Annotated in this window: 15 protein-coding genes and 2 riboswitches; of the genes, 13 read left to right on the top strand and 2 right to left on the bottom strand. The window is 51.0% G+C overall.

The genetic code is table 11. The features are described from left to right. From F3H20_RS12555 to F3H20_RS19950, 9 genes are all read left to right on the top strand, one after another. Positions 1-747 carry an ABC transporter ATP-binding protein gene (locus F3H20_RS12555; protein WP_149735266.1) on the top strand — a complete coding sequence of 249 codons (747 nt, stop codon included), beginning with the start codon at positions 1-3 and terminating at the stop codon, positions 745-747. Beyond that, positions 744-1490, top strand: coding sequence for an ABC transporter permease (locus tag F3H20_RS12550; protein WP_149735265.1), 747 nt, complete (start codon positions 744-746; stop codon positions 1488-1490). The genes F3H20_RS12555 and F3H20_RS12550 overlap by 4 nt, the downstream gene beginning before the upstream one ends. Before the next feature lie 227 nt (positions 1491-1717). Next, positions 1718-2068, top strand: coding sequence for a PadR family transcriptional regulator (locus F3H20_RS12545; RefSeq protein ID WP_223191750.1), 351 nt, complete (start codon positions 1718-1720; stop codon positions 2066-2068). A gap of 16 nt (positions 2069-2084) precedes the next feature. After that, positions 2085-3107: an HlyD family secretion protein gene (locus F3H20_RS12540; protein WP_149735264.1), complete on the top strand. Its 1023-nt coding sequence runs from the start codon at positions 2085-2087 to the stop codon at positions 3105-3107. A gap of 21 nt (positions 3108-3128) precedes the next feature. Then, entirely contained in the window at positions 3129-4691 is a 1563-nt protein-coding gene (locus F3H20_RS12535) for a DHA2 family efflux MFS transporter permease subunit (protein ID WP_149735263.1), read from the top strand. A 73-nt stretch (positions 4692-4764) separates the two neighbouring features. Continuing rightward, positions 4765-5007, top strand: coding sequence for a hypothetical protein (locus F3H20_RS19955; RefSeq protein WP_188128320.1), 243 nt, complete (start codon positions 4765-4767; stop codon positions 5005-5007). A 38-nt stretch (positions 5008-5045) separates the two neighbouring features. After that, positions 5046-5225: riboswitch (FMN riboswitch) on the top strand. Between the two features lie 65 nt (positions 5226-5290). Beyond that, complete coding sequence (locus F3H20_RS12525) at positions 5291-5872, top strand: ECF transporter S component (RefSeq protein ID WP_188128319.1); 582 nt, start codon at positions 5291-5293, stop codon at positions 5870-5872. A gap of 37 nt (positions 5873-5909) precedes the next feature. Further along, on the top strand, positions 5910-7703 hold the full coding sequence (locus F3H20_RS12520) for a bifunctional homocysteine S-methyltransferase/methylenetetrahydrofolate reductase (RefSeq protein WP_149735260.1): 1794 nt from the start codon (positions 5910-5912) through the stop codon (positions 7701-7703). 136 nt (positions 7704-7839) lie between these two features. Then, positions 7840-7998, top strand: a complete 159-nt coding sequence (locus tag F3H20_RS19950) for a hypothetical protein (protein WP_188128318.1) — start codon at positions 7840-7842, stop codon at positions 7996-7998. 77 nt (positions 7999-8075) lie between these two features. Here the strand turns inward: F3H20_RS19950 and ppnP are convergent, their stop codons facing one another. After that, complete coding sequence (gene ppnP / locus F3H20_RS12515; protein WP_149735259.1) at positions 8076-8390, bottom strand: pyrimidine/purine nucleoside phosphorylase; 315 nt, start codon at positions 8388-8390, stop codon at positions 8076-8078. A 165-nt stretch (positions 8391-8555) separates the two neighbouring features. Next, positions 8556-8656, top strand: a riboswitch (SAM riboswitch). Between the two features lie 154 nt (positions 8657-8810). On the opposite strand from ppnP, the gene F3H20_RS19945 reads away from it, so the two are divergent. The 3 genes from F3H20_RS19945 to F3H20_RS12510 are packed head-to-tail and all read left to right on the top strand — an operon-like array spanning position 8811 to position 10448. Then, positions 8811-8978, top strand: a complete 168-nt coding sequence (locus tag F3H20_RS19945; protein WP_188128317.1) for a hypothetical protein — start codon at positions 8811-8813, stop codon at positions 8976-8978. Then, positions 8962-9123: a hypothetical protein gene (locus F3H20_RS19940; RefSeq protein WP_188128316.1), complete on the top strand. Its 162-nt coding sequence runs from the start codon at positions 8962-8964 to the stop codon at positions 9121-9123. Before F3H20_RS19945 ends, F3H20_RS19940 begins: the two co-directional genes overlap by 17 nt. 41 nt (positions 9124-9164) lie before the next feature. Beyond that, on the top strand, positions 9165-10448 hold the full coding sequence (locus F3H20_RS12510) for a TolC family protein (RefSeq protein ID WP_149735258.1): 1284 nt from the start codon (positions 9165-9167) through the stop codon (positions 10446-10448). Between the two features lie 194 nt (positions 10449-10642). On the opposite strand, the gene F3H20_RS12505 is transcribed toward F3H20_RS12510, so the two are convergent. Next, entirely contained in the window at positions 10643-11062 is a 420-nt protein-coding gene (locus tag F3H20_RS12505) for a C-GCAxxG-C-C family (seleno)protein (protein ID WP_149735257.1), read from the bottom strand. 309 nt (positions 11063-11371) lie between these two features. On the opposite strand from F3H20_RS12505, the gene F3H20_RS12500 reads away from it, so the two are divergent. Then, positions 11372-12928, top strand: coding sequence for an ABC-F family ATP-binding cassette domain-containing protein (locus F3H20_RS12500; protein WP_149735256.1), 1557 nt, complete (start codon positions 11372-11374; stop codon positions 12926-12928). Positions 12929-13082: the final 154 nt, after the last annotated feature.

Raw genomic sequence — 13082 nt, 5'->3', positions numbered from 1 at the left:
ATGCTTCGGATCAAAGAACTGACTGTCGGCTATACCTCACAGGAGGAAAACTATACGGCGCTGGCCGGAATCAATCTGGAGCTTGCTCCCGGTGAAACCTGTGCGATCATCGGCCCTTCCGGCTGTGGCAAGTCTACGCTCCTCAAAGTACTGGCCGGCATTATTACCGATTTTACCGGACAGGTAGAAATGAACGGCCAGCCGCTGCGTCCGGCTGAGCAGCAAATCGGGTTTATTCCGCAAAATTACGGCCTGCTGCCTTGGAAAAATGTCTATGAGAATATTTGTCTTGGGACGAAAATAAAAAAGCAGGCCCGGTCTGGTCAGGCCATCCAGGAGGTTATCGGACAATTGGGGCTTGGCGGACTGGAAAAACGCTATCCCGGCGAGCTAAGCGGCGGGCAGCAGCAGCGGGTATCGCTGGCCCGCAGCTTTTTGTTGCAGCCCGACTTATTGCTGATGGATGAACCCTTTTCCGCACTGGATGCGATGACCAGGGAGGAAATCCAGCACGTATTTCTTCATGTCTGGAAGACACACGCCGTGTCGACCTTTCTGGTCACCCATCATGTGGAGGAGGCCGTCTATTTGGGCAAAAAGATTGTCATTTTATCCGGCTGTCCCGGCCAGGTCAGTCAGGTGCTGGATAATCCCCTGTTCGGGCAGGAGGCAGTCCGCGAGCAGGCTGAATTTTTCCGGATGTGCCTGACTTTACGCAAACTGATAAAAGAGGACTGGTCGCTATGAAGAGCAAAAGAGCAGGCTTAGGATATCTGTACGGGGTAGTGCTCTTTCTGATTATCTGGCAGGCTGTCGCCGCTTTGGTCAACCTGCCGATCATTCCTTATCCAGCGCTGGTGGCGGTCACGCTGATTAAAATTTTTGCGGCAAAAATTGCCGCCCACGGTTTTTACAGTCTGTGGCGCATTCTGGCGGGCGTTCTGCTGGCGGTGGCAGCCGGCATGCCTTTAGGGTTATGTATGGGCTATTTTTCCCGTTGGGACAGAACCTTATCGCCTCTGGTCTATCTAACCTATCCCATCCCGAAAATCGCCTTGCTGCCTGTTCTGATGCTGCTGTTTGGCCTGGGCGAGGCCTCCAAGATTTTAATGATCTTTTTAATCATTGTCTTCCAGGTGGTGGTGGCCGTGCGGGACGGTGTAAAAAGCATTCCCAGGGAGACCTACTATCCGCTCTATTCGCTGGGCGCCGGTTTTGGTGCGGTAGTGCGGGACATTTTAGTTCCGGCGTCGCTGCCGCAGTTTTTCACCTCGCTGCGGGTGGCCATGGCGACAGCCGTTTCGGTGCTTTTTTTCACCGAAACCTTTGGTACCCAATACGGCATGGGGTATTTTATTATGGACGCCTGGATGCGGGTGAATTATCTGGAAATGTACGCCGGCATTGTGGTGCTTAGCCTGATCGGGCTGTTTTTGTTTGCCTCGATTGACTACCTGGAACGCCGGTTATGCTATTGGCAATATAAATAGGCAGCGATGCTTTGGCGGATTGGCAGCGACGGTACTGAAGACGAGTACCGTTTTTTTTTGCGGATCAGAATGGAAAGGGAGAGAGGTCCGCTTTAATAGCGGATAATTGCAAAAAAACAGGCTAATTTCTGGAATTATCGCAACGTAGCGGGATTGCTTATTAATAAAAATCATATTAAGATTAATAATGTTCTGATTACTAATGTTAAAATTGGGCGGTGATAGAAGTGGTGCAAAAAAGTGAGCAGAAAACCTGGACCAAGATTATTATGGCGTTGTATTTGCTTACCTTCTTAGCCAAGGGACCGGCTTATGGCAACAAAATGGCGGAGGAAATCAAACGGCGAACCCAGGGGGCGATTACACCAAATCCCAATGCGCTCTATCCATTGCTGCGGGTCATGGAAGAGCGGGGTTATGTGGTAGGGCACTGGGAAGATAACGATAAGCGCAGCAAACGTATTTATTCGATTACCGAGCATGGGCATGCCTATATTCCCGAGCTGGTGAAAAAGGTGACTGCACGATTGAACGAAGTAGAACGGAACATACAAATTATTCGAAGTGATTTACTGTAATTAGGGAGAGTGGACAATGGGTCAGGCAACAAATAGACTAAGTAAAAGAACGATGGGAATGATCGTGGGGCTGATTGTTTTAATTGCTGTCAGCGGCGGCGTATGGTGGTGGATTCGCAGCAGCCGGATTGTCTCGACAGATGATGCCCGGGTGAAAGGGACAATTGTCAATATCAGTGCCAAAGTGACCGGCCGGGTGGAAAAACTGCTGGTGCAGGAGGGGGATGCCGTAACAGCCGGCCAGGTGGTTGCCACCATTGAACAACGGGAGTTCCAGGCGCAACTGGAGCAGGCCCAGGCTGCTCTGGCGGCAGCGCAGGCCAAACTGGCACTGGCCGAAGCCGGTAACCGGCCGCAGGAAATCGCCGAAGCAGGCGCTTCGGTAACACAGGCACAGGCGACGTTGGAAAATGCCCGGAAGGAATATGAACGGGTGGAAGCGCTCTATCGTCAGGGCGGTATCTCGGCCCAGCAACGGGATGCGGCAAAAACAGCCTGGGAAGTAGCCAAGGCCCAATGTGAGGCGGCACAGAACTCTTACAGTGTGACTAATGAGGGCTCCCGGCCGGAAGATATAAAAATGCTGCAGGCCCAGGTACAGCAAGCCCAGGCGGCAGTAAAAAGCGCCCAGGTGCAATTGGATGACACGGTCATTAAAGCACCGGTCAGCGGCACACTGGCCTTAAAGTCGGTGGAAGACGGTGAAGTGGTGTCCGCCGGTCAGCCGCTGGTAAGCATCGCCAATCTGTCGGATGTCTGGATTGCCGCAAATATTGAGGAAACCTACATCGGCAAGGTCAAAGCCGGCCAGGAGGTCAGCTTTACGATAGACGCCTATCCGGGCAAAACCTTTACCGGCAAGGTAAAGGAAGTAGGACCGGCGGCCGGGTCGCAGTTTGCCCTGCTGCCTAACGAGAATACCTCGGGAAACTTTACGAAAGTAACACAGCGGCTGCCGATAAAAATCCAGGCCGAAAATGCGGCGGACGGGGAATTAAAACCGGGCATGTCGGCGATCATTGAGATTCATGTGCGCTGACCGGGAGAAGGTAAAACAGTTATGATGAAAAAATATTCCGTCTTATTTGCCGTATGCCTGGGAACAGTGCTCAGCGCGTATGTCAGTAGCTGTGTCAATATTGCCCTGCCGAATATGATGCAGGAACTGAACTTTAATATGGACTCTATTGTGTGGGTTTCGTTGAGCTATCTCTTGCCCTACGGCTCCACCCTGCCGCTGACGGGAAAACTGGGGGACCAGTTTGGCACAAAGGAAACCTACATTGCGGGAATGACGATTTTTACAGTAGCGTCGCTGCTGTGCGGCGTTGCCTCCAATTCCACCTTTATGATTATCGTGCGGGTCATTCAGGGGGTGGGCGCCGGCATGCTGCTGCCCAACGCAATGGCTATTGTGGCGGCTACCTTTGAACCCTATGAGCGGGGGCAGGCGCTGGGTATCTGGAGCGCCATGGCGGCGGCGGGCAGCGCAATGGGACCAACCATCGGCGGCTATTTGATCGAGCATTTTAGCTGGCGGTCCATCTTTTTCTCGGTGGTTCCCCTGTGTATTCTCTGTATTATGCTGGCTTTTATCATCATTCCAAAATTCGAGCGCAATCAAAAGACGGGGGCCGATTACCTCGGCGCAGGCTTTTTGATTCTCAGCATCAGTTCGCTGCTGATTGCGCTTAATCAGGGACAGAAGGAAGGCTGGGATTCTTTATATATTGTTTCGCTGTTCTATACGGCTGGTGCCGCCATGGTACTGTTCATCATGGTCGAGCTGTATGTAAAGCAGCCGATGATTGAGCTGTCACTGTTTAAGAACAAAGATTTTGCCATTGCCAATATCATTGGCTTTCTGTCCTTTGTCGCCATGTATGGCGCCATGTTTTTGCTGCCGTTCTTTTTAAAGACCATCTTAAATTACAGTTCCATGACGGCAGGCATTATGCTGCTGCCCATGACGGCCACCATGGTGGTGTTCGCCCCGGTCGGCGGCCGGCTGGCCGACCGTTTCGGGTCACGGCTGCCTACCGCTTGCGGTATTTTGCTCATCTCGCTGGCCATTTATCTGTTGAGCCAGATCAATCCTGATTTTTCATCCCGGAATTTTTTCATCCGTCTGGTTATGCTGGGAATCGGTCTGGGCTTTACCATGTCGCCGTTAAGCAACTGTGCCATTGCGTCGTTGCCCAAGGACAAGATCGGGGTCGGGTCGGGCGTATTTAATCTGGCCAAAATTATCGGCGGCAGTATTGGTGTTGTCTTTGTCGAAACCCTGCTGACCAACCGGGAAATCCACCATTCCCAGGTATTGAACGCCTACCTGAATCCGGCGGTCCGGTCGTCGCAGCAACTGTATGAGCTGCTGCGGACGTTATGGGGCGATAAGGGTATGGATAACCAACTGCTGTCCGAGGCCTTGCACGGCTGGAGCACCGGACGGGGATTCCTGCCGGAACAGTACGCTCAATTCAAGCTGTTACTGGGGCAAATGCTGCAGCAACATGCCAGTGTATTGTCCTTTGAGGATGTGTTTTTTGCCCTGTCCCTTCTTTGTTTGTGCGGGGCGTTCTTTTCTTTCTTTATTACAGGCCGCCGGGCTGAAGCTGATTAGTTTTGTAGCCGCTGGTAAAAACAGGGCATATACTGGCAGTGAACCGCTGCCTTTAACAGCGGTTGAAGCACGGATGGAGGATGTGATGGTTGTGGCTCTGGCCAACGATATTAACGACGTGCTAAGAGTGTTTGTTTTTAGTAATTTGAGCAGTATTGTCAATAATGAGCCGATAGTGGTGCCTGCCGGCCTCGACATTATCCTGCGAATCCCTGTTGTCAATAATTTAGGGGCCCTGGGACTGCCGCCGGATATTGCGCAAATCACTGAAAACTACTTTGTTGCCGGCGCCGGCAACGGGATAACGACTACTTGAGTATTGGTGGCAAATCTGATATGATAAAAAAAATAAAACGATATCTTCGGGGCAGGGTGAAATTCCCAACCGGTGGTAAGCAGTTTTTTTCGCTGCAAGCCCACGAGCCGTAATACTACTTTCCCATAAAGCGTGATGGTTTTCATGGGAGAGTAATATAAGGCAGACTTGGTGTGATTCCAAGGCCGACAGTACAGTCTGGATGAAAGAAGATAAAAGAGGATCTTTTCAGCCCGGAGATTTTCCGGGCTTTTGCTTTTCCCGGAGAGAGGGAGGACTTGTCATGTATAAGACCCAGTATCTGGCAAAGATTGGTCTATTGGCAGCGGTGGCCACTTTGCTGATGTTTTTTGAGGTGCCTGTTCCGATGTTGCCGGCCTTTTTGAAACTGGATATCAGCGAATTGCCGGCGGTCATTGCTGTTTTTTCTCTGGGACCGGTGGCCGGTGTGCTGGTCGATTTGATCAAAAATATGCTCCACATTGCAGGAACCCAGACGGCCGGTATCGGCGAACTGGCCAACTTTCTGGTGGGCGTAGCCTTTTTAGTCCCGGCCGGACTGGTTTATCGCCGGCATAGCTGCTACCAGGGAGCCCTGCTGGCGCTGGCGGCCGGTTCGGTAACCATGGTGGCGGCGGCTTCGTTACTTAACTATTTTGTCTTGATCCCGTTGTATGAGGCGGTGCTGCATTTTCCACTGGAACAAGTCATCGCCATGGGGTCGGCGGCCAATCCGCATATTGTTGATTTAAAAACCTTTGTTACCCTGGCGATTGCGCCGTTTAACGCCATTAAGGGCCTTGTGATTGCCGTATTTACCCTGCTGCTTTACCGTAAGGTATTGCCGCTGCTGCATGAAGGCTAGCCACAGGCTGTTGACTTAGAATAAGGGGTTGTATCATTTGTTTAAGGCATATTTACAGAAACACAGCGTCCTGGTCGACGGGGCAATGGGAACCTACTATGCGGCTCTAACCGGCCGTGATACCGTCTTCGCCGAACTGGCCAATCTGACCGAACCGGCTCAGATTCAAGCTATCCATTGCCAGTATATCGAGGCCGGCGCCAGGCTGATCCGGACCAATACGTTTTCCGCCAATTCTTTTTCGCTGCAATTGCCTCAGGAAGAAGTGAAAGAAATCATCAAGGCCGGGTATCATATTGCCCGGCAGGCAGCCGCCGGGAAGAACGTCTGGGTGGCTGCCGACATCGGTCCGGTCCCCGAAATTGTTTCCGGCACGGCCGAGGGGGATCGCAGCCGGATTTTAGCGGAATATCTGTTCCTGGCCGATACCTTTTTAGCGGAAGGTGCTGACCTGTTTGTCTTTGAGACCTTTAGCAGCACCGACTATCTGGCTGAGGTGGCCGCTTATATCAAGCGGCAGCGGCCGGAAGCCTTTATCTGGACCCAGTTTGCCACTACGCCGGACGGTTTTACCCGCCGGGGCATCAGTAACGAACGGATTGTCCGGGAGGTTAAACAGATTGCCGCTATTGACGCCTACGGGTTTAACTGCGGCGTTGGGCCGACGCATTTATATAATGCGCTGAAGAACCTGACCGGACGCGATCGCGGCGATATTGTCTCAGTCCTGCCTAATGCCGGCTATCCGGAGATTGTCAATGAACGTACGGTGTATGCCCAGAATCCCGATTACTTTGCCGAAGTCATGGAACAAATCAGTGCTTTGGGCGTACGGATTTTAGGCGGCTGCTGCGGTACAACGCCGGAACATATTAGAAAGACGGCTCAGCGGCTGAATCAGTCGGCCGTTTCGCCGGTGGAAGACAGGCCGGTGTCGGTGCGGGAGGTGCTCCCGGTCAAGGCTGCGCCTAACCGGTTGCGTGACAAACTGTCGCGTGGCGAATTCGTAGTTGCCGTGGAGTTGGACCCGCCCTTTGACACCTCAGTTGATAAAATTTTGCATAACGCCCACCTTTGCCGTGAAGCCGGAGTTGATCTAATCACGGTGGCCGATTCCCCCATGGCTAAAGCCAGGGTGGATTCGGTGATGCTGGCCGCCAAAATCCAGCGGGAGGCGGGCATTGCTACGATGCCCCATATCTGCTGCCGGGATAAGAATGTCAATGCTCTAAAATCCAGTCTGCTGGCCGGACATATTGAAAACCTGCGCAATGTTCTGGCGGTTACGGGCGATGCGATTGCCAGTGCCGACAAAAACGAAATAAAAAGTGTGTTCAACCGGACATCCCTTAGCTTTATGGAACTAATCGCTGAAATGAACCGTGAGCTGTTTAAGGAGGATCCCTTTTATGTTGGCGGAGCGCTCAATCTGAATGTAGCCAATAAGCGGGTTGAACTTGGCAGGATGGCCAAAAAGGCCGAACGGGGCGCTGCCTTTTTTTTGACGCAGCCAATTTTCGCCGATGAAGTCATTGCCTTTTTGCCGGAGGTTAAGCGGGCCGGCGCTACGAAAATCCTGGGAGGCATTATGCCGCTGGTCAGCTACCGGAATGCCATGTTTTTAAATAACGAGATTCCGGGTATTTCCATACCGGAAGAGCATATCCGGCGGTTTACCCCGGCCATGGACCGCGCCCAGGCTGAAACGGCCGGTATTCAACTGGCGATGGAGCTTGCCCGGAAAATTAAGCCTTTCGTCGACGGCTTCTACTTTATCACCCCTTTTAACCGGGTAGATATGGTACTTAACATATTACGACAGGTAATGTGAGGAATTTATTGTTTTTCTTACTACATACCGTTTACATTTAGCGGAAAACGCAATATAATTTATAATCATAAAACGATATAGTAGAAGAAATATTAGCCATTATTGAGAGATGATAGCGATATTTGGGGTGTTAGGTGTGACTAAAAAAGAAAATAAGGAAAGCAAGCTAACTTATAAAATTAAGAAAATGGACCCTGCCGCTCAACCGCCGGTGGAGACGGTGGATGCTTTTAATACGTTTATCTATCAATGTCAGCAGGAAAAAACTCAAAATAAGAAAAAACAGGACGAGTAAAACGATATGGCTGAACCCTGGTGGTGTTCAGCCATATCGTTTATCTTAGTTTATTTTGCTTAATATTCGTCTCCCGGTTAGGGCAGGTAGGAGCAGCAATAGTCGGTTACTTGGGTCACTTTCAGGCGGAAGCTGGAATTGGCCGGCACCTGAAAGGTTGTGTTGGCGGTAAACTGCTTCCACTCGGTTTCGCCGGGCAACAGGACGGTCAGTTCACCGGCAAGGATTTCCATAACTTCAGCCGCCGCCGTGCCAAATTCATATTCGCCGGGCAGCATGATGCCCAGCGTCTTTTTAGTGCCGTCGGCAAATAAAACAGTGCGGCTGGTTACGTTGCCGTCAAAATAGATGTTGGCTTCTTTTACTATGCTCACTTGATTGAATTCACTCATAATCAGATCCCCCTTAACGGATATAATGATATAACAGACATATGCTACAAAGATTATAGGCCAAGAGAAAAATTCCTGCTGCCGGTCGCCGGTTGGCGCCGGTATTTTTTATTGACAGGATAACGTTCTCGCGGTAAAATAGATAACAACAAAATAAAACGTAAGCTCTTATCCAGAGTGGTCGAGGGACTGGCCCGATGACACCCGGCAACCCGCAGCAATGCAGTGGTGCTAATTCCAGCAGGAGAAATCCTGAAAGATAAGAGGAAAGTATAAAACCCTTTCCTCGAAAGGGTTTTTTTTGTATGCTGTAACAGGCGGATTGTTTGCGGCGGATGAGCTAAAGCCGTGTAAGGCGGCTTAGGCTGGGTGGCTTACGCTTAGTGTTTGCCCGGCAGGGCAGGGAGGATGACTGTATAGATGGTTAAACAGGCAGCGGCGAAAAAAGAAACACCGGAGCCTTATGGCAAAGCCCGTAAGGAAGGGGTCAGTGAGGTAAATATGACTATCCGGAATGGCAACGTAATCAAGTTTGAGCACATGATTCGATTTTTAGAGGAGGAATGCATGTATGGCGATGGAATCTAATAGAAAACCGCAGATCAACCGGACCAGCATGCGAATGCGGGGTTCGGTTTTTTTATGTCCGGCGTTTCTATTCTTTGCCAACCCTAAAGGGCTATTTAGTTTACAGAACAAGTTGTCAATAAAACAAAAATATGATATGATTTGACTGACTAGTCGGTCATAAAATAGTGCAAAGGAGCAAGAAAAATGGCAAAGCAAAGGGTTTGGAAGAATTATTTGGTTGCAGCGCTTAGCAGCAGTGTTATAATGCTGTCTGCCGCCACTGCATTCGCGGATTCAACTGAACTCTCTTTAGATGACAGTATTGCGATGGCTCTACAGAATAACCCTTCCATAAAGATGGCCGTAAAAGATCAGGAGAAAGCCGGTTATGGAATCGATCAAGCCAAAGCAGGCAAAATGCCATCACTGAGTTTAGGTACTTCCGGAACACATGGCGACACCCCTGCTGGGCAGGTGGGCGACAGCTTTAGTACATCTTTGAAACTGAGCATGCCGTTATACACAGGCGGCAAGTTGGAAAACACGATTGATCAGGCTAAAATTAACGCCGAATCAGCGCAGCAAGGAGTAGTCAAGGCCCAGGAACAGCTGCGGCTCGATGCGGCCACTGCTTACTATACCGTATTGCAATCGCAAAATCTGGTCCAGGTAAACGAAGAAACCGTGACCAGTCTGGAGGAGCACCTGAAAACGGTACAAGCTCAATATGAAGTTGGTACGGTAGCCAAGGCGGACGTATTGCGTTCGGAAGTGGAGCTGGCCAATGCCAAACAAAATCTTACGAAAGCTAAAAATAATTACGACGTTGCCGTTTCCAGTCTGAACAATATTATTGGCGTACCGCTGGCCACCGAGCATGTATACAAGGACAGCCTGCAATATGCGCCCTACGACACCTCACTGGATGACAGCATCGCCATGGCTCTGGCTAAACGGCCGGAGATTATTCAATCGCAGTACAATATAGCTGCCGGCAAAGCCGGGATTGAGATTGCCAAAAGCGGCAACAGACCTACGGTCAGCATGAGCGGCAGCCAGGGTTGGAGCGGTTCGGATTTCCCTGGCGACAATAAAAACTGGTCGGTCGGCGTAGCCGCCAACTGGAATGTGTTTGACTCGGGTCTGACTAATGCGCAGGTTAAGGGTGCCCAGGCGGCGCTGGACAAAGCCGAGGAACAGGATGCCCAAACCCGCAGCAGCATCGAACTGGAAGTGCGGCAAAACTATTCATCCATGCAAGAGGCCAAAGAGCGGATTGAAACTTCGCAGGTAGCGGTCAACAAAGCAGAGGAAGATTTAAGTATTGCCAAAGTGAAATACGGTGCCGGTGCCGGGACCAACCTTGATGTGATTGACGCCCAGGTGGCGCTGACCCAGGCGAAAACCAATTACACGCAAGCTCTGTATGATTATAACGTAAATAAGGCCAAAGTCATTAAAGCCGTTGCCCTGCAAGCGGGTAACTAGCAGCTTGTCAGTTTTAAAGCAGCAGGAAATAAGCTGCCCGTATTCATTGAATCAGGGCTGACAAAGAACTGTTCGATTTTGCCCCGTAAAAGAAAGAGAAGCCGTCGGCCATAGACCGCAAGGCTTCTCTTTTACTATACTGACTGGCCCGCGGTACTGAGAACAGCACAGGTGACAGGATTTTGTCCGGCCCCTTATTGCATCGTTCCTTTTTCCCGTTCCCGCCGGACAATGGTATCCAAAATTTCGGCCGCTTTGGCGATGACCTTATGGCATTTCAATTCCGGCGTGCGGTGCTTATCCTTTAAGGGCGTACAGTGGATATCGCCCATTTCCTGCTCATAGGCGGCAAACAGCTCCTGGGACAAGTCCTTAATGACCGGACTGGCATGGGCATTGTTTTTTACGAACAAATGGCTCAGCACCATGATTGATGCCGTCAGGGCACCGCAGACGCTGCCGATGGCCATGCCGCCGCCAAAGCCGGCGGATAGTTTAAGCGCCTCCGGGCTCAGGCCAAGGTGGTATGCCTCGTTGGCACCGTATAAAATTTTTTCTGCGCAGTTCAGGTCCTCTTTATTGCCAAATCCCGCTTCGATTAAATCCTGCAACATAAGAATGCCTCCCTTTTTATTGTTAATCCTATTAAGGGCATTCTAGCTGGCGGCACGGTTTTCCTACCGCCCGGTACTCTGCGTCAACTAAATACACGGATAACCGGGCAGTCTTTTTTCGCCCCGCTTCGTTGTCGTCGCTTACTATGTCCGATGTGTGCGGCTTCGCCGCCTGGCAGGACAAAAGAATTCTTGCCATCTTTCCGAATGATTTAAGTGACGCAGAATAGGAACTATTTTCTTTGACAGGTTTATGGATCTCGCGCTAAAATGAAAAAAGCATTGTAAAAGAAGACAGGAGTTTGGTGAATGAGCGTATTAACTGTTGAAAACGTTACCCATGGCTTTGGGGCCCGGCAAATTTTGGCGAATGCTTCTTTCCGGCTGTTAAAGGGGGAGCACGTCGGGCTGATCGGAGCCAATGGAGAAGGAAAATCCAGCTTTTTAAATATTATTACCGGTCAGCTTACGCCCGATGAAGGCAAGGTAGAATGGTCCAACCGGGTGACGGTGGGCTATCTGGACCAGCACGCTGTGTTGGTGAAGGGAAAAACCATCCGCGATATTCTGCGCGAAGCTTTCCAGGGCATGTTCGACCTGGAGGCGGAGATGCTGGGCCTATACGACAAAATGGGTGAAGCCTCGTCGGAGGAATTGGATAAAATGATGGCCGATGTGGGCGAGATTCAGGACATGCTGGAGCATGGCGGCTTTTATATGATCGACGCTAAAATTGAAGAGGTGGCCAACGGGCTGGGGCTGGGTGATATCGGCCTCGACCGGGACGTCACCGATTTGAGCGGTGGTCAGCGGACCAAGGTGCTGCTCACCAAATTGCTGCTTACCAATCCGACCATTCTGATTCTGGACGAGCCGACCAACTATCTGGATGTTGACCACATTGAATGGCTGAAGCGGTATCTGAAAAATTATGAGAACAGCTTTATTTTAGTATCCCATGATATTCCGTTCCTGAATGAAGTGGTCAACGTGATTTATCATGTGGAAAATACCGTACTGACCCGCTATACCGGCGATTATGAGCAGTTCCAGCAGATGTATGCCATGAAGAAAAGCCAGGAGCAGAAGGCGTATGAACGGCAGCAGCAGGAAGTGGAGCGGATGGAGGATTTCATCGCCCGCAATAAAGCGCGGGTGGCCACCCGCGGCATGGCCAACAGCCGGCAGAAACGGCTGGACAAGATGGAGATGCTGGAGAAGCCGCGGGAAAAACCCAAGCCTTCTTTTCAATTCCGGGAAGCCCGGACGCCGGGACGGTTTATTGTGGAAGCCGCCGGTCTGGTGCTTGGCTATGACGAGCCGTTAACCCGGCCGGTCGATATTACCCTGGAACGGGGACAGAAGGTGGCTATCCGGGGCGTAAACGGGCTGGGCAAATCCACTCTGTTAAAGACGCTGCTCGGGCAAATTCCATCCATTGCCGGCAAGGTGGAACTGGGGGACTATCTCTTTCCCGGCTATTTTGAACAGGAATCCAGCCGCAATAACACCAATACGGCGATGGAGGAAATATGGAACGAGTACCCCGGTATGACCAACTTTGAAGTGCGGGCCGCATTAGCCCGCTGCGGTCTGACCAATGAGCACATCACCAGCCAGATGATGGTGCTAAGCGGTGGCGAAAGCGCCAAGGTACGGCTCTGCAAGCTGATGCTGAAAGAAGTAAACTGGCTGGTGCTGGACGAACCGACCAACCATTTGGATGTGGAGGCCAAAGCGGAACTGAAAAAGGCAATTAAGGAATTTAAGGGGACGGTGCTGTTAGTGTCGCACGAACCTGACTTTTATGAGGATTGGGTTACCCATGTATGGAACGTGGAGGACTGGACTACGAAAATAGTCTAGGTAACCACTGATTAAATGAACCTGTCGGCTTGGCGAGAGATTTTTTCGTCTGGCAAGGAAGTAAAACCGCAGGAATAGCGGCCCCTATTTCAAGGTTTGCTGACGCAGCCAGGCGGAAAAAGCTCCGTCAGGACGCGCAGTGTGAATTAATCAG

This window comes from Propionispora hippei DSM 15287, from assembly GCF_900141835.1.
GTDB classification, from domain to species: domain Bacteria; phylum Bacillota; class Negativicutes; order Propionisporales; family Propionisporaceae; genus Propionispora; species Propionispora hippei.
The sequence above is the reverse complement of the archived record's forward strand: the minus strand, read 5'-3'. Positions and strand labels throughout refer to the sequence as shown.